This is a genomic window from Lachnospira hominis (ex Liu et al. 2021), from assembly GCF_014287955.1.
Classification (GTDB): Bacteria; Bacillota; Clostridia; order Lachnospirales; family Lachnospiraceae; genus Lachnospira; species Lachnospira hominis.
On record NZ_JACOPD010000001.1, the window covers coordinates 327,272 to 349,621 of the forward strand.

Genomic DNA, 22,350 nt, shown 5'->3' on the forward strand with positions numbered 1-22,350 from the left:
ACATTCAATGTCCAGTGCGATAAATCCAATTTAATAAGATGCAATGTATGTAAAATCTTCTCTTATATTCTGGTTTTATGCACTAGACTAAAAGACCTACACGCTATAACCTAATGCACTACCCTTGCATGTTTATAGCCGTGTACGTCCGTAATACATGTACATATAATGTCTTGAATATAAGTTCTGATTCATGTGTATGTTCTCCTTGTTTTTATTGAACAATATAACAGTCTTGGCAATTCATGTCAACAATCTATTTGCCATTCAAAATAATATCTATCATATCTTGCTTTCCATTAGTGTATGCTACTCTATCATCTGCATACTTACTTTCCAGTTCTTCCTTTACCTTCTGATACTGCAAAGCCATATTCTCATTATCATTTAGATAATCTCTGAAATGAATATATTTTTTCCACTCAGTTCCATTCCACTTCACAACATGAATATGGTGTGTCCTGATATCCTTTTCCATATCACCCATTACATAAAGAAGCTGACGTTCCACATCTGAACCACGATAAAAGATTCCTTCCTTCTGTAACTGCTCATTATATGACATTATTTCCTCAAAATCAGTTACCCCAACGACAATATCAATAATCGGTTTTGCTTTAATTGCCGGTATTGCTGTACTTCCAATATGTTGTATATCAACAGCATCATCACCTAATATAGATTTAAGTTTTTTGATTGTTTGAATCGCAGCCTCATCCCACTGTTTATCATGTGGTTCAAGCTGCACTGTTCCTCTTTTTAATCCTAATGACATAGCAATCTCCTTAATATTACATCACAATTTCACTATCAAAATATTGCTCCTGAAAATAAATCTGCTGCCTAATCTCATCTTTTGAAAACATCATTCCGTCAGGTACAACTACCCATTTTTCTTCTACATCATCTTTTCTATGAACAATAGCAATAATTTTACCTGTAAACTTGCCTACTGGTTCATTTACACCTAATATCTAAGCGTCCTGCTCTTCATCTGATGCCATAACTCCTTCAATGTAACCATAATTTATTGGATAATACATATCCTTATATTCAGGATGATAACTTCCTAATGGTCTATCGACCGTGACAGTTACTGTTGCTCCGATTATAGAATTATTTTTTACCCGTAAATACTTTTCTATCAATTTCGGCTGTATCAACGGATATGTCCAGTTCTCAGGCAACTCATCCATAAGCACAACTTTCTCCATCTCGCTATGTAATTCTTTCGCAAACTCTGTTATCTCTGCAAAACAAAGCAGTCCAAATGTTTCTTCACCAGTATCATTTACTCTAGTCTTACCTGTCACCGAATATACGCATATTGGTTTTATCTCAAATTTGATAGCTCCTGTTTCTTCCTGCAACTCTCTTTTAGCAGTTTCAAGAATATTTTCCCCAGCTTCTCTATGCCCTCCCGGCACTTCATATGTATCTCTTTCTTTATGCTTGCAAAATACCCACTTGCCGTTACTCTGTGAGATAATTACTGCAAATTTCAGTAATGAATCATCTACTGTATCATAAAATTTAACTTCTAACATATTTCTTCTCCATCGACACCTATAATCTCATCTTCTAAATTTGCTTTGAAACAAAATGTACAATTTCCTTCTTTGGTTCAAGAATATAAGGTACCAACTCCTGCGGATATACCTTTACATCATTCTTTAAATCCTCAAGTGGAACCCAACAAAAATCTAAATCAATCCTTTTGTCATCCAGACCATCATAACCATGAAATACTCCATCTAAAGGAATATCATAATTAACGAGATGTACATTATAATATAAACATATCTGATGACATGGTCTTTTACCCCATGGAAAATATATTTCACCAATCGCCAGCAGATTATCTACCTCTATTTTAGTGTGAAGTTCTTCTTCAAATTCCCGCTTCAAAGTTTCTATACTTGTTTCCATTGCTGATACATGTCCACCTATAATGGAATAATCATCATTCTTAGGACGCTGTAATAGAATTTTTCCATTGCGTATCAATATTCCACCAACTCTGTATGAAAATACAAAATCATCATTCTTAAATAAAATATCCACTTAAAACTCCTTTGCATTTATTTAAACTATTTCAACTCTTCTATCCATTTGCCATTTTCTTCAAAAAAGAAATACTCACTAATATTGTCATTTAAAAATACTTCCAACATCTTATCCATTCCATAAGCAAGTTTTCTCTGCTTCATTTCATCTAATGTCAGCCAGAATACATCCCCTTCTTCAGACGAAGTAACTATTCCTTCAAACTTATCTGTCTTATACAATAACACTATATATCTTGTTTCCTCATCCTTCATCCAGTCTTTTATCCCACAAAGTTTTGGTTCTGAAATTTTCAATCCAGTTTCTTCCCACACTTCGCGTATCACAGCATCTGTAAATGATTCTCCTCTTTCCACATGTCCTCCCGGAAATGTTATTCCAGAGTAATCATCATCCGTCTTATCTTGGACAAGTATCCTATTTTCACTAAACACCATACACATATTAGTCATTATCACTTTTTCTGTTCTTGCCATTCGTAATACCCTTATCCTTCATTTGCTGAATCCATATATATCATTTCAACAATACTGTCTGCATCAATATCAGATGTAATAATTTTTTCATTAAAAACTGATGAAAAATCCTTTTCTCTCCACCATCTACGCATATCTTCTTCACCAAATTCCTGTTTTTTATCTCTTGTATTATGCCGCCTGACCGTCTCTTCAAATGGTATATCAAAATAGTACGCATATATATCCATTCCATACAATTCATTTGCCGTTTTGAACAAAGGACTATACCACTCATCATACATGATGCCCTCTAAAATAACCACATCACAATGCTCATACCCATATTTCATAAGTTCTATCATAAGTGGTAATGCCTTAGTATCAACGCCATCTTTAACCCACAAGATATTTCTCCTAATCTCATCTTGTGAAATCATCATTGTATTATATCCAAATTTCTTTTGCAACGCTCTAGCTACTGTTGTTTTTCCACTTCCAGAGTTACCTCTTAATATGATTATCTTTTTCATAATTTCTCCTTAACCTTGCTATTACTCTCCCCACAAATAGAGCCAAACTAGAGCCATTTGATAAAACAAATGCCGGAAGCCCGCATAAATACAAGCTTTCGGCATTTCAATCCGTTATTCAAACTCGATTTCGGCAACTATATATTGTATCTAATCAAATTATAAACATCTATATTTGGTATGATTATTCTTAAAATTCTACATATTCTTTGCCGTTTCGGAACTTTTTGCAAGCATTTTGCAATCACTACAAGTTTCGTTATTTTCAAAATGTCATTGTTTATGGTTTATAGTAATATTTTTTTGCATCTGCCATTGTATTTACCATAAAATCTTCATTATTCAATGCTGATATAATAACGCTCTTAGTGCATGGAATATGCAATGTAGCTACCGAGGACATATTATCACGAAAAGCCGGCAACTTATCCCACAAATCTTTAATTTGCTTCTTAAAATTTCCATTACTATCAACTATATCTGACTTCTTGTCGTAATCTGGATAAATTACAATTACCGGTAAACCTTTTGTACCTATTCCATAATTCATTTCCTCCCTCAATACATGACTATTGGCAGTAATGGAACTTAAAAATAAAATAATGTTCTTAGAATTGTCAAGCCTTGTATGAAGTCTAGGCTTAAGAGTCTTTTCCCAATCACTACCATCTCGCACATTATATGTCTTATCATGTGCATCATTAAAGGGAAAACTATTATCCTCCCCTTTCCACATTCTTAGCATATTGTAGTAAACAAAATCATGTGTTGAATTTGCCCCTAAATTACTTTCGCTAAATGGTTCCGAAACATAAAACGCACTATAATTTGCATTTTGATATGACATATTAAATTCCTCCTTTACTATATGTCTAATGTTACTTTATCTTTATCTCCTTTATATATAACAACATCAACTTCTCCATGTATTTTATCTCCATACAATTGAAATAACGATGTTATTACTCTCAGTGAATCATTATGTGACAATCCTGCTCTCGAAAGGTTTGTTCCCATCAATGGAATTACCAATCTATGCCCTTGACCATGTTGATCGTAAAAATTAAGAAGTGACTTTATGCACATTTCTAAATCATCGACAGAAGTATGAGCGATATTATCTTTATCGTATTCCGAAATTGCAAGTAACAAAAAGGTACTATTGTTATTTCCCCTAATCATCGCCACTGTACCTAACTCATATACTTCTCTTTTCCCACGTTCCTTATCTTCGTCAGCAATAATACTTTTGGGCGCTAAATTTTGCATTTCCAAGCAATTATGTATCTTGTTGTCTATTTCTTCTATAGTAAATCCCTTATTAACCATTTTTTTTATCCATCTTCCATGTAACGAATTAGGTGATACCAATGGCTTTGAACATGTTGATATATCTTCATCTACAATAGTGTCAAAACATGAATTAACTGGAATTACAAATAACTTTTCTTCCTTGTTCCTTTTGTCAAACCCATCTTTCATAATATCAGAATAACATACTTTTATTTTCCCAGATGGACTTTCCCAAATTGTCTTTGTTCTCTTAAAAATACACGTCCATAGGATTGCAAGTATGAGTGCAAGCACACATAATAATATTATTATCACACATTTATATTGCGTTGACGTAATGCGTATATCATCCCAAGTCCAAAACAAAAAGAAAAGCGATAATATACTTGCAAATGTGCCAATACACTTCATCCACGTTTTACCTATGAACTCCAAATTTTGTTTTATCACATTCACTTTGTTCATAATATAACTTTTGTACTCTCCTTATACTACTCTATTTGTTCATTAATCTCCTCAATCCACCCACTGTCATCACTCTCAAACAGCTTTATGAACTTTCCAAAATTACTGCTTCCAGTAACAGAATCATCCGAATCCAGTTTTCTCACTCGTTGACTCATATCCTTGTAATTCTCCGCAGTAACATGTTCCATAACTTTCTGAATCTGGTCTGCTCTACCTTTGTAATTCTCTACTCCGGTATATTCCTTTATCAAGGGAGCATTCACTGGTTTTGCCGGAGATTTCAGTTTTTCATCGGCCCAGTGCTTAGATATAATCTGCATCGTACAAGGATTACCAAACATAATCACTTCATTCGCTGCACTATCCACACCATGAAACTCATTGATTTTGCGTTTAATGTCCTCATACTGCTCGTGAGGTTTCTTTTCCGTATCACAGAACACAAGCACAAGTTCATCTGCTCCATTTTGATATCGATCCTGATACCTCGCCGGGATATTACCATTTCCATCGGCATTTACCAATGAAATATCATATTGCTCGTTCCATACTTTTAAATTCTTTAATCGATTTAGATACTCATATTCCTCATTACCTTCACAAATAATACAGATTTTATGGTTATCAAAAAACCTAGGGAGCTTATTTGGCATCGGCATCACCCCCCCTTTACACCGCTTTTAATGCTAAGCAAAGAGTTAATCAATTCTGGATCAGGTAAAGCTCCAAGTGCACCTTTCCTATATTTTTCCATAACATCTGTCGTATCTCGTACGCCCTGCTGTGCTGTAAAATCTGCAAGTGAATATACATACACACCTTCTTCATCCTTATGAACAAACCAAATCTGCTCCTTTCGAAACATTCTCTTGCAATCCATAAGATTTATATCATGTACTGTAAATATCATCTGTGCACTTGTATTTAATTCATTATTAAACATCGCAACAATCGCCCTGGTAAGCTTAAAATGAATACTGCTATCCAACTCATCCACGACTAAAATCCTGCCTTGTTCAAGTGCTTCAATTACATAGCTGGCAATAGCTGCAATCTTCTTTGTTCCTGTGGAGTCAAACATCATACTTGGCACATGGACTCCTTTATAAGTAGAAACCAATCTGATTTGATCCATAATGTTCTCTGGAATATCAAGCACTTTCTCATCTGGCTTTTCGTCACCTTCACCAGTTTTCAGCTGTATCTTATCCATATCCACATATTCAAAATTATCCATATATAAGTCTGCATTTTTTATGAACTCAACAACCTTTTGCTGTAACTGATTCTTATTCTTCATAAGTTCAATCGTGTGCTGCATAGGTATGTTATTCATATTGATGATATCAATTTTTTCTGCAAATCCGACAAGAATCTGCTTCATCTCATTGATATGTTCGAATTTACTTGTATCTACCACATAGCATAGCAAATTATTCTTCGATACAACTGAAATCATATTCTGAACAGATTCATCAATACACTCATATATTTCACTAACAGTATCTTTTTTTAACCAACAAACTTCCTTTTCGTTGTTGTACTGATCTTTAAATATCTCCGAAAATGACTCATATATATATTCTTCTTTTTCTGCATCATACTTAAAATCATAAGAAAACTTTCTTCCAGATGCCATAAATGTAACACCTAACTCGCATACATCACTATCAGTAAATATATTTGGCATCAGTCCATTCTTCTTATTTAAAAGTACATTTCTTATTGCCCTAATGCACTTGATTAGACATGTTTTACCGGCATTGTTTGGTCCATATATTCCTACCGTTTTAAGGACATTAAAATTATTCTCTTTGTGAACATTTGCTCCAAATTTTTTATTTCGCATATCTGCTTTCATCGAAAATGTAATGTCATCCTCAAATGCATAACAGTTTTTTGCTCTTATCTCTATAATCATGGCTCATTCCTCCAAGTCACTTTTCTTCTTTACTTATCATTATTATATCATTAATTATTTTTTATGCAACTATTTTTCACAAAAAATATTTAATTTTACAATATATCATATAGCAAAAAGGCAGCCTTTCTACTGCCCCAAATTGTAAACCGTAACTTTCCACGCTTCTTTTTTCTTCATTTTCAGGCAAATTAAAAGAAGGTACAGCCTAAATTATTCTGATGCATTATGCGTCAGATTGTTTTAGTCTGTACCTTCTGTTATTATAGTCTCGTCACTAATAAACAAAAAGCAGGAACCTCCCCGACCAAAGTTTGGTTTCCTGCTTCATACACCAAAATAGGAAAATTAACATTAACCTATGAAAATCATTACTCCACCCACAAATAGAGCCAAACTAGAGCCATTTGAAAAAACAAATGCCGGAAGCCCTCATAAATACAGGCTTTCGGCATTTTAATCCGTTACTATGAAATACCTTTGTATATTCCGCTACAAATTGAACAAATCCGCGTGTGTTCCGGTATCAACTAAAGTCAATGTTAGAACATCATTCTCCTTCAGATAAATCAATAACCAATCCGGCTGAATGTGACATTCCCTGAACCCCTGGTATTTCCCTTTTAGTTCATGGTCACGATATTTCTCTTCGAGAGGAATATCATTCTGCAGCATCGTAATAACTTTATCTAAAAGTTTCAAATCCAAGCCTCGTTTCTTTGCCAGCTTGAGACTTTTCTTAAATTTCCCGGTTAGTATTAATTCATATTGCATCAATCAATATCCTCCAAAGCCTCTGAAAAGCTAGCGTATCTCTTTGTATTAGGATCTTTGCTGATTCTCTTTGCTTCTTCCATTGCCTCTAATACTTCCGGCTTATACTGTGGCAATTCAACACTAAAAGGAAGTCCTCCTCTTAATACACACTGTTTCAAGAATATATTCATTGCACCGGACATATCCATTCCTAACTGTGAGAAAAGTTCACTTGCCTGTTTCTTTAAATTTTCATCTATTCTTACTTGTGTAGGTACTGTAGCCATAAAATCGCCTCCATCTCAAAATACAATAATAATATTATATGCACCTCTTATAATTATATTATACCGTTTTAATTTACATTGTCAATCATTTGTATTGTTTTTGAAAATATAATTTACAGGGGATTTCTTCAAATAGTAACCGTTCTCCTAAAAATTTCCCATTACAATCCTTGTAGTCTACTCTTGTGTCATTGCAGTTTAATTCCTTAATCTAATTTATGAAACTATTGTCCACATTTACCTATCTCCATCCAAATTCATCTAACTTAGGACATTCTATTTCATAATGATGTATATTCCCCAGTTCAAGAAGTTCCTCCGCTGCTTCTCTTGCAAGTTGTTCCGTGCTGTACACCCCATAAAGAATTGACTCATAATTATCATTGTCACATATATATGGTGTTGTTAAAACACAAGTTGATTTTGGTGAATTTTGAATTATTAAAATAATTATATCTCTATTCTCATCCCCATATGCTCAATAACTTTTTTATATTCTGCACACTTTTTCTTTCCCGCTATATACTTAATCTTCTCTACCACCATATATGCCTCTCCTTTTCTCGTATTAACTTTCAATACATCTCCAGGCACAACAGGTTCTTTTTTATTATATATCCATGCAAAATACTGTGGTCCTTTTATTATTATATCAGTTCCTGACATATCAACATGGCGTCCAATAACAACCTTTGCACGAGGAACCAATGCATTTACTTTATATATCGCTGGATTCTGCCACTTTTTCATATTATCCTTGTGTTTATCTGCAATAAGCAATGATACATATCCATCTACAATCTGATTGTTCTCATCTATTAATATATTATGAGCCATCCTGCCTGTTTTCTTGAAATAATCCTCATAATACTTATATTTTTCGGATTTAGGTTCTACCATTCCAGAACAGTCAATATCGCTAAATGAAATACTTATTATGTCATCAATCACAAATATACCTACATTTTTATTATCAATCCATTCACATTGAGACAGTAGTTTCATTGCATCATACATGATATCATCCCTTCTATCTGGATCCTCAGGCTTATACAAACTACGTCCAGTAAAGTATCTCATACCACACGGTTTTAAAATATCAGTCAATCTTTTCTGTATTACTAACGTATCTCCTATACTATAGTATGTATCATCATATGCTATCAAAATCCCTTCATTCATAAATATCAGCCTCCTAAATATATAATTTATATATAATATATTAAGATATACTGATACATTTGTCATTGAACTTGTAGTATAAAAATATTATGCAACACATTTCTTTAAAATATTATAATATCTAAAAAGTCTTCTATAACTGTAATCTTTTATATCAGATTTATTTCCACGCACAATATCATCCATTGAAACGCCAAACAAACTACTTAACGCATAAAGATTATCTATAGTCGGCATGCTTATTCCGTTAAGCCAATGATATATACTCTGCTGACTTCCTAATCCAAGATATTCCTGTACATCCTTTACTGTTAGATTGTATTTATCCATAAGTATTCGGATATTCCATCCTGTTTCTCTTTTATTAATTGCCGGTATCATATTCTCCTCCTTTTTACTGGATATTAAATTCAAATTTTATTTTAATATCATTCTTATCAAATTTTCCGTATAATTTCTCCTACATATCCATTCTTATCTTATCAATCAAAATAACATCTGCCGGCAGCCATTCAACCTCATCAAGATGCTCCTTAGTCAGCCATTTTGCATTTTCATGTTCCTTTAACTTCAATTCTCCGCTTACTATCTCACACCAAAAACAATCCATTAAAAGGTGAAAATTGGGATAATCATATTCAATTGTATTTATTAAATTTCCAATTTTAACTTTTGTATCTAATTCTTCCATAATCTCTCGTTTTAATGCTTCCTGTGGTGTCTCTCCTGCCTCTATTTTTCCTCCTGGAAATTCCCAGCCATCCTTGAATTCTCCATACCCGCGCTGCGTTGCGAATATAATTGGCTCCCCATTATCATTAACTTCTTTTATTACTGCTGCAACTACTTTAACTGTTTTCATATAATTCTTGTGTGACAATTATAAAACTAATTATCTCACTTTCCTTCTTTCTTTTAATATCGTGATTTAATGCAATAAATTAAGTAAAAAAGTCTTTTTCTGCAAGCACAAACGACTTTTTATACTTTTGACATATACATAATATTTATGAATTTACAATATACTCATATATATCTTCACGTACTGGAACATCAAGTATCCACTCTATTTCAACTGCTGTTTTCTGTGTATTTGGCATTGTAAATTCCTTAGTATTTCCACTAGCCGTCATATGCCCAAGATAATAAAATTCCTTAGAAATCTTATCGTCCTTATTCTTTCGCACAAAAAGTTCTACTCTAATTCCTCTCTCTTTAGCCTTAAGAAAATTCTGTACATCCTCAGATTGCAGACTCCTTCCCGATTTTGATATTGCTATCAATCGATCCCTAAATCCTTGTTCAAAATGATCCTCATATTTTGTTGTGTCACTAATATCATCCGATTTATCATAATTAATAAATACTGGAAATGTCTTTGTTTTCTTATCATATTTATAACCACCAATATTTAATGGAACTTCATTCTGTTCCCAATTAAGCAGACGACATACGTCCTCATACGTATATTTTTGATAAAGGACAAAATCTGTTACATCATAACTTTGTTTATAATCTCTCTCATATCTGCTTATTCCAAAATCAACAAGTTCTTTAATAATATTATAAAAATCTTTATTTGATAGCATTTCAAGAAATGTTTTTGTTGGCTTATAATCATTGCCTTCCTTTTCTATAAAAACACACTGTGCATATGTTTTCTTACCAGATCCTGCCGGAAATTCATTAGTCATAACATTTATAATATTTTCCTTCTGTTCCTTGCTAATTAATTTACCATAAGTCAACATATCCTGTGAAAGACTTGAAAATAATCCACATTTGGACAATCCTTTTGCATACATAAGCATTCTCTTAAGTAATTGTAATTCTTGAATTCTCTTGCCATTTGCCAGTTTCTTGGAAATAAATTCGACTATCTTTTCTTCTTCCTGTGAGAGACGAAGCTTATAATCCTTCTCATATTTAACTAAAAACTTATAATACGAACCCAGACTATTATTATCAAAAATACGGGCAACATCCATTTCTCCATAATCATCAAAATCCCGTAAATGTGGTATTCTTCCTAATTTATTCTTAAGATTTGTGTAATTTTCTTTTATCAGTTTAATATCACTAAAATTAGCATTATCAACAGATGCAAATATTCTTTTCTTACTTATTTCATCAAAATGCACTGTAGATGCACCTGGAATAACCCTTCCACCTTCCATTATGTATCTACGTATATTATCTTTATTGTAAGTTCTATCCCCTGACAGTGCTATTGGAATCATAAAATTATTATTATAATTACCAATAAAATCAAGAATAACAACATACTCTTTTCCATCGGCCTTTCTAAGTCCTCGTCCCAACTGCTGTATAAATATTATAGGTGATTGTGTCGGTCTAAGCATAATAACCTGATTAACCTCTACAATGTCAACACCTTCATTCAATATTTCTACAGAAAATATATAGTCTAACGGCTTCTTATTAATATTTTCCTCATTCTCATCCATTGCAAGTCTCTCAAATGCATTCTGCCTTTCCTGTTCCGTTGCATCACCATTCAACGCTATCGTACGAAAATATTTCCCTGTATCTGGATTAACTATATTATTAAATTTATCTGATAACTCCTGTGTTTCTTTGATACTGCTACAAAATATAAGACCTTTAACTTTTTCTCCACTATATCCATAATAATTTGCCTGCTGGATTATATGCCTTACACGTTCATCGCTTGTAAGCATACTAAAATCATGATTTTCTTTAACATCTCCAACTATAGACAAATCAGTAATTCCAAAATAATGAAATGGGCATAACAAATTTTCTTCCATGGCCTGTTGTAAACGTATCTCATATGCAATCTTATAATTGAACAACTCATAAACATTTCTACCTGCAATATTATCATCCCGCTTATCAGGAGTTGCTGTCATTCCAAGCCACAACTTAGGCGTAAAATGTTTCATAATCTTCTGATATGTATCAGCAGTTACATGATGTGCTTCATCAAAAATAATACAATCAAATGCATTTTTATCATATTGAAGCAAATGTTCATCCCTATTTAACGTCTGAACAGTAGCAAATACATAATCCGCTTCATATTCATGATAACCTGCACCAACCAAACCCATAGAAACAGATTTTGCAAACACCTTCTCATAAGATTTCTTAGTCTGTCTTGCAAGCTGTCCTCTATGAACTAAAAATAAAACTTTTTTAAATCCAAGCTCTCTCATTGCAAATGCAGAAGCATAAGTCTTACCTGTTCCTGTCGCCGATATAAGAAGTGCCCTGTCCTCTCCTTCTTCTAAAATCTTCTTAAGATTTGTAATAAATCCAATCTGCATGCTGTTTGGCTTTAGCTTGTATTTTTCAAGCGATACAACATTATCAATCCTCGCAATATCTCTCTGATGTTTAATAATTTCATATTGTTCTTTATAATTCCTATAAAATTCATTAAAATCTAAGGCATAACTAGAATTCCATAATCTATTGAATTCATCAACTATTTCCTTCGCTATCTTCCCTTGCTGCGTTGATACAAGCTTAGTATTCCACTCATGATTGCTGGTAAGTGCTGCACTTGTTATATTCGAACTTCCAATGATAATACGATATACTTCATCTGTTTTAAAAATATATCCTTTTGTATGAAATCCTTCATCCGCCTCTTGTACGTCATACATTTTTAATGTAATATTTGATAATCCATTAAGCTTCTCCAACGCTTTAGGTTCGCTAAAATTCAAATAATTAGTTGTGAGAATTTCACCTGGAATATTTTTCTTTTCCAAATCTTTAAATGTCTGAAGTAATGGTGTGATTCCGCTCATAGTAATAAATGCAACACTTATCTGAAACTTATCACATCTTAACAGCTCATCTTCAATCGAAGATAAAACTTTCTTACCAGATTTATAATTATTCGATACAAACTGAGGACAATAAAAACTGTCAGAAGCAACAGAACCATCTATGTATGCAGTTTCTAATCCTAATCGTAATTCATTTATTTTATCCATATTGATGACATCCATTCAATTAATATTTATTGTATCTATTATATTATTTATTGTAATATGTTGCAATGAAAGTATCCGTTTTTCTGAAGTATCCTCATCATGTTCTGATAACTTTCATCCTGCAAAGCCAGATAATTAATCATAATATCTACATCAACTCTTCCTCACATGACCCTCAATGGGTATCATATAGGTATCTCGACAAAAGAAAAAGCCCCATAAATGGCTTGTTTACGCCATTTATGAAGCTCTGTTTACTATTCAAACTCTTGGGCGGAGAGATTTATTGGGGTGTTTCATAGTATACATTTGTGTGTTTTATTATTCATATTCTTCATAATTTATGTTTATCTCTATCTCGTCCAAATTTTTTAGAGCCAAAATGGAGCCAGTAGCATAGTAAAACTTATATAGCAATTCCATGTCTAGATAAATAGTCTTCTCGTTCATTTACTACCATACTATAATAATCTGCTTCATCTTCAAAATTGACAAATCTTGATATATCATGTTGTTTCATATCTGGAATTTGATTATATAATTTGTTTTGATTAAATTTTTCTACTAGTTCTGGAAACAATGTAATGGTATCGTCTAAATATTTTTCAATATATTTTATGATTTTATTTCGATAATTCCTCTCTAATGAATCAATATATGCAATATATCCTCTAATTTTTTCGTTGTCCGAATAATCACCCGTTACTATTTCATAGTGAATCATCGCCCTAACCATACGTTTCATTTCCTTAGGTGCTTTTATTACGCCATCATTTACTGTTACCCCTATAACTTCCTTGTGAACCTTAGGTGATAAAAATCGGGTCTTTTCCTCATTAACTACGAAACCTTCATCTTCAACAATTTTCTTGATCATTCCATAAATTTTTCGTAACAAATCTCTATTATCACTTGAAAAAATTAAATCATCCGCATATCTAGTATATGTTATATCTCGTTTATTACAGTATCCCGCAATTCTTATATCCATTTTATAACATACCAAATTGGCTAAATATGGCGATGTTACCGCTCCTTGAGGCAAGCTTCCATTTAATGTGCATATATTCGTTAGCAAATTAGATGCATATGTATTATATCCTAATTGTAAAAATTGATTATAAACTCTGCCTCTCTCTACCGAGGGAAAAAAATTTTTCAAATCCATTTTTAATATATAGAGATTATTTTTATGGCGTTCAGCACATTGTACCAGTGGCGAACCTTTACCGTTTTTTACAAAACCGATACTATATTGCGAAACTCTAACTTTATATAAAATATTCTCTAGCACCCAACGTTGTATTACTTTTAAAGACATACATGGTGAATTTATTTCTCTTGAAGTTCCGTCTTTTTTCGGGATATAAAATTTTTTATAACGTCCTTTCGCATCCTCTTTGGTTATAAAGAACACTAATTTTTCTGTTAGCCTCGTTTCCTCCGCCAATGTTTCTATATCTTCAAACATTGGTAGCCCTAATGATTCAATTACCATTTTGTTATTATATTTTTTCAAATCGTTAACACCACTTTCTTACCTTATATATTTTGCGTCAAAACCATGGTGGGATTTCACTGTCGTGGAATTACACCATGGTTTTGACCAACTCTGGTCATGTTCATATTCTCCGGAAGACGAACCATCCTCCATAAACTTCAACAAAAATATGTATCAGTAACGTTCTAAGATTGTGATGCTAACGATATTGAGCAGAAATAATGTCAAGTCGAATTCTATTTACCAATTTATCCCGGTTATCTACCATAACATCATTTAATAAATCTTTTACAGTGTAATAACCCTTTTTTGATAATTTATAATAATTCAACCCATTTTCAACATTTTTTATCAGCATTCCTTCTTTATATAATCTCTTCAATGCTGCTGTATAAAGAATTTCAAATTGATTCGCCTCAAATTTTCTTTCTTGATAAATATATCTGATTGCTTCATTCATTTCTTTTGTTTCTATTTTATTATAAAAATATAACAATAACAGTATAAAATAAAACTGACCTGATATCAAGTTAATTTCTTTTGTATAATTACCATATTTTCTTGTATATTTCTTATTTCTATAAAACCAATACTTTGATGCCAAATATTCTTCAACTACTTCTTCCATATCATCCAAATCATTATTAAAATATATTACATTTTTCTTGTCATGCTTTTCTATATATCTAACAGGACCTTGCATAATAAAACTTTTGTCATTCTTATATTTTTTCTGAATCAAAACAACCAATTTTCTTAGTGTTTTCTCATTACTTGTAAAGGCACCTAATTCCGTAAAAGAACCTGGGCTTTCACATACAATCATAATCAAGTCACTATTTTCAGCCAAAAAATTTTCTAATGTAAATAAGTCATACTTTTTTCTACTTAATAATTCCATAAACATATCTTCAGGATAAAAAATAGATAACTTTTTATCCTTCTCCAATCGCTTTCTTAATTGATCTCGGTTTGAAACATATGATTTATTACTAGCTCCACCGCATAAAAACAAATCAATATTACTATGTTGTATATAAAGAAAAATATCATTATATATTTTTTTAATTATTTCTTTATCCATGCTATCTCCACTTTCATTCCTTTATATCACCTATTTGTTGTAACCATAACAAATACTTCTTTGCATCTTGAATGCATCTTTTATCATTTTTCGTCAAATGTACTATTTGACTCATAAACATCATTTCAAATAAATTTCCATTTTCATCTATTTTATCATATATCTCTCTTGCACTTAATACATTTATATTTTTCTCATATAAGAAGAACCCAACAATAAATATTGGCATATATAAAACACTATTAATATTTTCCATCGACTCTAAGCAGTCTATCATCTCTTGATACATATCTATAACTAGTTTGTTGTCACTAGTTTTATAATCTAAATAATTTATCCATATGTAAAAAAAAGCATTAAGACTATTCATTCTCATTATATATTTGTCATATACATTGCTTTTTCTTAATGCAACTCTTGGAATGAATTTTTCTTTATTGTTTCTCTGATGAATATAATATCCCCATGTATCAGAAAAAAATTTTAAAATCACCAAGTGTATACAGTCTTTTTCACAAAAGGTAATCCCTATATTAATTGCAGTAAAAACTAGATTAATCACAACTAGAATAATACATTTTCTATTCAAAAAAGCAATGTCCAATAATATACTACTTAACATGCAAATTATATTCAATTTAATAAATTTATTTCTTGCTTTATTATACCATTTTTGCTTATATGTATCCAATGTTGTTGCAAATTCGATATAATCTATTTTTAATATTTTCTTTTTCCTACATGTATCAACATATTTTTGAAGCAAATAATCAACATTTATTTCAACTGCTTCTTTGCTCCAATTCGTTTTTTCTTTAAAAGACGATGTATCAAGTCTATCAATCCAAAAACTTCGATATAACTGTCCTAATATTTCAAGTTCTTTTCTTTGCTCAAAAAACATAATATAAACAATAATGAAAAGGACATAAGTATTAGCAACAATATTGTATATAGTAACAATTTCAAACACCATAAACCTAATCAAATCAAAAAGTGACTCAATAGTTTGATTTATCAGAGTAATTTGCATAATAATTACTATTACGCAACTTGACACACTTATAAACAAACATTCTGCAAATTTAAATTTTTGAAGAACATCACGTATTGAAAAAACAATGTAATACTTTCTATCAAAAAGAATAACTGCAACTGATAGTGTTACAGCAATTGTTGTTAATCCTAAAACACTGCTACCTACAACTTCTATTTTGTCAATCATTCCATTAATATAAGCATAGTATTTTTGATTAAAAATTGCTACAAGTGGAATACACGCCATAATTGAGCATACAAATAAATACACTTCCGAAAAAAGATCAACGCGCAAAAAAATCTTTTGTAATTTATGATTTTTTCTTTTATCACATAACTCATCGGCAGGTGAAAGTTTGTCTTTTTTCATACTTGAAACCATAATTATTATTATAACAAATATAACATTTACAAACAAAGGTAAAGCACCCCAAAGCGAAACCTTTTTCAATTCCAATAGGAAATCATACATTTTCATTTTCCTCCACTAAAATCTTAGTATAATTATAACATAATTATCTATTCTACTACTTAAACTTTTCAGTAAATATGTACCGTTTTTCAATTATAACAAAATTCAACTCTCATACCGAAAAAACTCCCTCGCCATCATCTCCGCCGTAGCTCGATTATACCCCTTCTTCAAATACCCCTGCACAATCGTCCCAAACATACTCTTAGCCATTTCATCCTCGATATCACAATATGCCTGCATTTCCCCTGACAAAGCCATTGCCACATACTCTATCGGCTTATTATCCAACAATTTGTGTAGCTTTGCCAGCGACTGCTCTGTAGTCCGCAGAGCAGCCTCAACCTCATCGCACTTTATCCGAAGCATATTCCCGTCAACATACCACACCTCAACATATCCGTTGTCCATGTTATAAGCACACTCTGCAATATTATCCAATCTGTTATCATCCATCATATCAATCCATCCTTTCGTTTATCTCGCTCCATAAGACCTGTTATACTGTCTTGCCTGTTGCTCCATGCGTTCCTGCTCCTTTACCTTACTGATAATAGTGTTGATTTGCTCCGCACCGGCATATCGTTTCACACGCTCCAGATCATCGGCTTTTTCCTTCAATAATTCCGTTTTAGTGTTCATATCTCTAATCTTGCCTTTATAAAATTCTACATCACTTGTGAGATGCTTAACTTTATCTCGTAGTTGAAGCACTTCCTCTTTTAATCTAACACATTGGATTGTCAAACTTTTTACCGTTTCCTTCAATTTGTTCACAAGAGGCAACGCTACTTTATCCCGAAATGACTTTGCACTTGTAAATGCTCCCGGCTCTTGAAGTTGCCATTCAGGTTCTTCATCATACTTTCGGACGTCACGCTGCAACAACTTCTCTGACTGCACCATCTGATTAATACTGCTTTTCAATTTCTCCTGTTGTATTTCAAGCTGGGCATTATCTTTCTGCAGCCTATCCTGCATTTGTTTTAGTACCTGATTATCCGATTGTAGCGTAGCTTGCTTCTGCTCCAGATCTTCATTATCCTTTTGCAATTTGTTCTGTTCTTGTTCCAATAGCTGGTTCTCGGACTGTAAAACACTCTGTTTCAACTTTAACTCGCTATTATCTGTCCTCAATTTCCATTGTTGCTGTTCCAAGTGGCGGTTATCGGTCCGTAGTTCCTCCTTTTTTATTTCAAGGCTTGTATTTTCCACTCGCAATTGTTGATTGCTTGTACTTAATGTTTCGTTATCCCTCTGAAGCGTAGCACCTTCCGCTCTTGCCTTTTCAATAGCCTCCTCAGCTTTTACCTGCTTAATCGTAGTAGTCATTAATTCCTGCTTCATAGAGGATACTACTTGATCCAATTTAGCAACCTCAGTGGTCTTTTCCTGCTTTTGACTGTCTAATTCCGCTACTTCCTTCGCTCTCTCCTGCTTTTCAAAGTCCAGTACCGACAAATGCTTTTCATGTGTTCCCTTTTGAAGCCATTTAACACCGTATCGCTCCATTACCATAGCCAACGCCTGCTTCTCCGCTGCAATCCATTGATTCCACTCTGTAGCGCCTCTCGTGCCACCTGTAAAACCCTCTGCAGCCAATGCAGATTTTAATGATACTCTTGTATCCAATCCTCGCTTGCTACCTGTAATATATGGCACAAAATCAATGTGTAGATGTGGTGTTTCCTCATCCATATGCAAGTGAGCAGAAAACACATACAAGTTAGGATTTCGTGCTTGAAACTCGTTCATAAACTCTGTTAATATCTTTTTAGCAAGAATCCCTTCTTCACTTTTGGCATTCATATCGTCTTTATTTCCAATTTGAAAAATGACTTCGTGAAAATGTTTCTCCTGCTTGCCTTGTCTGATTTTTTCATAATAATCATCAATCACTCGATCCTTACGTTTCTGCTTTGCATTATATCGTTCAAGTGCTTCATCAAACAATTTATGATAAACCTGTTTTATATCTTCATTACAAAAATGAACATTAGCACCACTTCTATCACTATCCACATTTTTTGCTGTAAATGCTCGGGTGTTATGATTAACGGAACCTTTTCCTACCATCCCACTAATCGTTCTTTCCATAGGCAATTCTCTCCTTCCTTTTATCTGTCATATTAGCGCCGGAAACGGCGCAGGCTTTGTTACTTTCGCCGAAAGTAACGCAAAAGCACTTTTGACACCTGCGGCATCAAAAATGCAACCTGACAAGTCAGGTTTTGCGCCCTGCCGGGGGCTAATCTGCCTCCGGCAGTCAGTGTCCGCAAGCGTTCACTGTATTACCACCGCACAACATTTCTCCTTAACCATATCTAACGGGAGCGTGCCACGCACCCGTCATTTACGATTAAGCGAAACTACCACCGAAAGCTTTCCGGCACACCACGCTTATCCAAATATTCCCTGCGTGCCTTTTCTCGTTCTTCTTCGCTTGGTGCGGTTTTGTACTTCGTATACAGCTCTCTCATTACCAGCGCATCTAGTTTCTTTTCAAGACCTTTCTTTATCTCTGGGTATAACTCCTCCTGCTCCAGCAGAAAATACCTCATAAGTGCAATGAAAAGCTCCTGTGAAATCTGCACATTTTTCATATCAATCCATCAATCCTTTCCTCTACTATCAAGTCCGCAACAATGCAATATCTATAGATTTTGCAACCTTGCAAGGTTCATCTCCGCAATTTCTATATAGTCTGCATTGTTGCATTCTTGCCTTAATCTGACTTTACCTTATCCAACTCCCAATACCATGAATTGTTGATTTTCTTCGCCCGGATACCAAGTTCCTTTTTGGCATTTTCCAGTGTTCTTTTTGAAATCCCCCGCTCATCTGCCATTTCAAAAATCTCATTGCTCTGCACTGCATTTGCCGTTTCCGCAAGTTCTCGAAGCATTTGCTTTGCCTGCTCCAATTTATTTGCTTTAGGTGCAATTCCCCCAAGCACTTCATCCGCTGTAATCTCATAATCCCCTAACCAATGAAACCCACTTTCTGACAACATAAATGCCTTCGAATGACCAAATGCAGCTAAATTGTTCTTTATCTGAACTACTGCTCGTGTATTTGCTTCACCTTCCACTCTGCCAACCAGAATCACACTTCTTGCTACAGCAAAGAAGTCAATGGAACCCATGCCTCTATATGCCGCCTTATTTCCCGATGCTTTATTCATATGACCGATAAGAAGGATTGCACATTGATATTTCTCAGCCAACGCTCCTAATTTCTTTGTCATATCTCTTGCCTCATTTGCTCTGTTCATATCCATTCCACCACCCAAATAAGCCTGTATCGGATCTAAAATCAATACCTTTGCCCCTGTTCGAGCAATAGCCTCCTCCAGCCTCTCATCTGCCATAGACAGGGATTTATCACTCTCATCAATAACCAATATCTTTTCACAATCTGCTCCTGCAAGCTCAAGCCTTGGCTTTACTGTATCTGCCAAACCATCCTCGGCAGTCTGATAAATTACATTTACCGGTTCCTTCACTTTCATATCATTATCCAAGCCCTCACCTCTGGAAAGCTTTGCCGCAATATTCAAAACCAATGTGGTCTTGCCATCCCCCGGATCACCTTGAATAATTGTAAGTTTTCCGTATGGTATAAACGGATACCATAACCATTCAACTTCCTGTGACTGTATCTCTGACATCCGTATCATCTTTAATTCCGTCTTTTGTTCTTCCATAAGAGTCCTCTCCAATTCAAAATATAATTTGCTCAAAAGAAGAACCTCTGCTATACTCTTATTGTAAATACATATCTTATTGAACATTAGCAGTTCAATAAGCATGGATAACAGAGGTTTCTCCAGTTATCACAAGTCCTAACAGTTGCCGCTGTCAGGACTTTTTTCTTTATCTGTCTGTTGTCCTTGCCAAAGATATTTCGCTCCGTCCAACATCCAGAGAATTGCCTGCAACATATCCATACAGTCATTTCTCATATCCTCTAATCCTTCAGAAGATAATGTTACCGCCTGCTGTTCAAATTGCTTTACAACTTCGGATATATTGGTCTGCATATTCTGTAATTCTTCTACCAGTCTGTAAATGACTTCCTTCTTTCCAACCACACATACACGATTGTATATGCAAGAACGGACAAAATAATCTTTCTTCTGCATACCGCTTGCAAGTATCTTTGCCTCAATCATCTCCCGTTCTCTTGGTGAAACACGAAAGCTGATTGTAGGATATTTGTGTACTCCACTCATTGTACATCCTCCTCATTTTCAAGTTCTAACCTATCCGCCAATTCTGCCTGTTTATTCGGATATAAATGTGAATAGGTATTTAAGGTTGTTTCTATCTTTTCATGCCCAAGCCTTTCCGCTATTGCCAAAGGTTGAAAGCCTAGCTCCACAAGTAAGGAAGCATGACTATGACGTAAATCGTGAAGACGAATTCGCTTTACCCCTGTTTCCTTAATGCCACGCACTATTTCATGTTCCATATAAGACTTTGTAAAACGAAACATTCTCTCATTTGCCATAATCCCATATAAATGGCTACAATACTCTTTTAACTCTTCTGCCAAAAATGGTGGAATACTAATCTTACGATTACTTTTCGGTGTCTTGGGCGGAGTTATCAAATCTTTTCCATCCAACCTCTGATATGATTTCGAAACACTTACAATACGATTTTCAAAATCAATATCTTCATAGGTCAATGCAAGTAATTCTCCTATACGCATTCCCGTCCAATACAGAAGCAAGAATGCCATCCTTGCCTCCGGTTTCTGATCCATTGAAGGGATAAACTGCTTAAACTCCTGCTTTGTCCAGAATTCCATATCATCGGCTTTGCTCTTCCCAATACTTCCTGCTTTTCTGCATGGATTATCTTTCAGGTCATAATATCTGACCGCATAATTGAAAAGTGCAGCAAGCTGATTATTGATACTTTTAAGATACGTCTGTGCATATCCTTTTTTTATCAATTCATTCTGCCAAGCTCGAATATCCGCTGTCTTAATCTCACACATCTTTTTCTTTTTGAAATATGGTGTAACCTTAAGGTCAAACACATATCTTTTGTTCTTGATTGTGCTTTCCCTCAATCGGTTCTCCATATCAGCAAAATAGATCTCCACAAAGTTCTCAAAATTAATATCCAAGTCCTTTTGTTGCTGTTGCCGGAAGTTACGCTCCCACTCCTCTGCTTCGGCTTTTGTCTTAAAGCCTCTTTTGTTCTTTTTATGACGTACACCCTGCCAGTCCTCATAATAGAACTGGCTACGCCACGTCTTGCCATCTCTTGTTGCTGGCATATCATCATCTCC

At 33.9% G+C, this 22,350-nt stretch carries 24 protein-coding genes; all 24 read right to left on the reverse strand.

The window, feature by feature from the left end:
* Positions 1-256: 256 nt before the first annotated feature.
* Positions 257-775, reverse strand: a complete 519-nt coding sequence (locus tag H8S01_RS01550; protein WP_186835929.1) for a GrpB family protein — start codon at positions 773-775, stop codon at positions 257-259.
* Positions 776-974: 199 nt separating this feature from the next.
* The gene (locus tag H8S01_RS01555) at positions 975-1,547 is read right to left on the reverse strand and encodes an NUDIX hydrolase (RefSeq protein ID WP_186835930.1); all 573 of its coding nucleotides are present in this window, start codon (positions 1,545-1,547) and stop codon (positions 975-977) included.
* Positions 1,548-1,581: 34 nt separating this feature from the next.
* Positions 1,582-2,064 (reverse strand): NUDIX domain-containing protein, encoded by a 483-nt coding sequence (locus H8S01_RS01560; RefSeq protein WP_186835931.1) that lies wholly within the window; start codon positions 2,062-2,064, stop codon positions 1,582-1,584.
* Between the two features lie 26 nt (positions 2,065-2,090).
* On the reverse strand, positions 2,091-2,543 hold the full coding sequence (locus H8S01_RS01565; RefSeq protein ID WP_118344901.1) for an 8-oxo-dGTP diphosphatase: 453 nt from the start codon (positions 2,541-2,543) through the stop codon (positions 2,091-2,093).
* An 11-nt stretch (positions 2,544-2,554) separates the two neighbouring features.
* Positions 2,555-3,055: a kinase gene (locus H8S01_RS01570; protein WP_186835932.1), complete on the reverse strand. Its 501-nt coding sequence runs from the start codon at positions 3,053-3,055 to the stop codon at positions 2,555-2,557.
* Between the two features lie 280 nt (positions 3,056-3,335).
* A complete protein-coding gene (locus tag H8S01_RS01575; protein WP_186835933.1) occupies positions 3,336-3,902 on the reverse strand; it encodes a TIR domain-containing protein in 567 nt (188 codons plus the stop codon).
* A gap of 17 nt (positions 3,903-3,919) precedes the next feature.
* Positions 3,920-4,813 carry a macro domain-containing protein gene (locus tag H8S01_RS01580; RefSeq protein ID WP_186835934.1) on the reverse strand — a complete coding sequence of 298 codons (894 nt, stop codon included), beginning with the start codon at positions 4,811-4,813 and terminating at the stop codon, positions 3,920-3,922.
* 26 nt (positions 4,814-4,839) lie between these two features.
* A complete protein-coding gene (locus H8S01_RS01585) occupies positions 4,840-5,469 on the reverse strand; it encodes a hypothetical protein (protein WP_186835935.1) in 630 nt (209 codons plus the stop codon).
* A gap of 5 nt (positions 5,470-5,474) precedes the next feature.
* A complete protein-coding gene (locus H8S01_RS01590; RefSeq protein ID WP_186835936.1) occupies positions 5,475-6,737 on the reverse strand; it encodes an AAA family ATPase in 1,263 nt (420 codons plus the stop codon).
* 492 nt (positions 6,738-7,229) lie between these two features.
* Entirely contained in the window at positions 7,230-7,511 is a 282-nt protein-coding gene (locus H8S01_RS01595; RefSeq protein WP_005602462.1) for a type II toxin-antitoxin system mRNA interferase toxin, RelE/StbE family, read from the reverse strand.
* Positions 7,511-7,780 (reverse strand): type II toxin-antitoxin system RelB/DinJ family antitoxin, encoded by a 270-nt coding sequence (locus tag H8S01_RS01600; protein ID WP_186835937.1) that lies wholly within the window; start codon positions 7,778-7,780, stop codon positions 7,511-7,513. Before H8S01_RS01600 ends, H8S01_RS01595 begins: the two co-directional genes overlap by 1 nt.
* 450 nt (positions 7,781-8,230) lie before the next feature.
* Positions 8,231-8,962, reverse strand: a complete 732-nt coding sequence (locus H8S01_RS01605; RefSeq protein WP_186835938.1) for a hypothetical protein — start codon at positions 8,960-8,962, stop codon at positions 8,231-8,233.
* An 87-nt stretch (positions 8,963-9,049) separates the two neighbouring features.
* Positions 9,050-9,343, reverse strand: a complete 294-nt coding sequence (locus H8S01_RS01610) for a helix-turn-helix domain-containing protein (protein ID WP_186835939.1) — start codon at positions 9,341-9,343, stop codon at positions 9,050-9,052.
* Positions 9,344-9,422: 79 nt separating this feature from the next.
* On the reverse strand, positions 9,423-9,824 hold the full coding sequence (locus H8S01_RS01615) for a (deoxy)nucleoside triphosphate pyrophosphohydrolase (protein WP_186835940.1): 402 nt from the start codon (positions 9,822-9,824) through the stop codon (positions 9,423-9,425).
* 145 nt (positions 9,825-9,969) lie between these two features.
* On the reverse strand, positions 9,970-12,951 hold the full coding sequence (locus H8S01_RS01620; RefSeq protein ID WP_207723006.1) for a DUF3427 domain-containing protein: 2,982 nt from the start codon (positions 12,949-12,951) through the stop codon (positions 9,970-9,972).
* Positions 12,952-13,357: 406 nt separating this feature from the next.
* Positions 13,358-14,470 (reverse strand): retron St85 family RNA-directed DNA polymerase, encoded by a 1,113-nt coding sequence (locus tag H8S01_RS01625; RefSeq protein WP_186835941.1) that lies wholly within the window; start codon positions 14,468-14,470, stop codon positions 13,358-13,360.
* A 181-nt stretch (positions 14,471-14,651) separates the two neighbouring features.
* Complete coding sequence (locus H8S01_RS01630; RefSeq protein ID WP_186835942.1) at positions 14,652-15,536, reverse strand: retron St85 family effector protein; 885 nt, start codon at positions 15,534-15,536, stop codon at positions 14,652-14,654.
* 13 nt (positions 15,537-15,549) lie between these two features.
* Positions 15,550-17,052 (reverse strand): hypothetical protein, encoded by a 1,503-nt coding sequence (locus H8S01_RS01635; protein ID WP_186835943.1) that lies wholly within the window; start codon positions 17,050-17,052, stop codon positions 15,550-15,552.
* A gap of 99 nt (positions 17,053-17,151) precedes the next feature.
* Positions 17,152-17,505: a DUF6061 family protein gene (locus H8S01_RS01640; RefSeq protein WP_243204170.1), complete on the reverse strand. Its 354-nt coding sequence runs from the start codon at positions 17,503-17,505 to the stop codon at positions 17,152-17,154.
* Positions 17,506-17,523: 18 nt separating this feature from the next.
* A complete protein-coding gene (locus H8S01_RS01645) occupies positions 17,524-19,143 on the reverse strand; it encodes a plasmid recombination protein (RefSeq protein ID WP_186835944.1) in 1,620 nt (539 codons plus the stop codon).
* A 272-nt stretch (positions 19,144-19,415) separates the two neighbouring features.
* On the reverse strand, positions 19,416-19,649 hold the full coding sequence (locus tag H8S01_RS01650; protein ID WP_186835945.1) for a complexin-2: 234 nt from the start codon (positions 19,647-19,649) through the stop codon (positions 19,416-19,418).
* A 122-nt stretch (positions 19,650-19,771) separates the two neighbouring features.
* Positions 19,772-20,752 carry an AAA family ATPase gene (locus tag H8S01_RS01655; RefSeq protein ID WP_186835946.1) on the reverse strand — a complete coding sequence of 327 codons (981 nt, stop codon included), beginning with the start codon at positions 20,750-20,752 and terminating at the stop codon, positions 19,772-19,774.
* Between the two features lie 138 nt (positions 20,753-20,890).
* On the reverse strand, positions 20,891-21,280 hold the full coding sequence (locus H8S01_RS01660) for a plasmid mobilization protein (protein WP_186835947.1): 390 nt from the start codon (positions 21,278-21,280) through the stop codon (positions 20,891-20,893).
* The gene (locus H8S01_RS01665) at positions 21,277-22,338 is read right to left on the reverse strand and encodes a site-specific integrase (RefSeq protein ID WP_186835948.1); all 1,062 of its coding nucleotides are present in this window, start codon (positions 22,336-22,338) and stop codon (positions 21,277-21,279) included. The genes H8S01_RS01660 and H8S01_RS01665 overlap by 4 nt, the downstream gene beginning before the upstream one ends.
* Between the last annotated feature and the right edge of the window lie 12 nt (positions 22,339-22,350).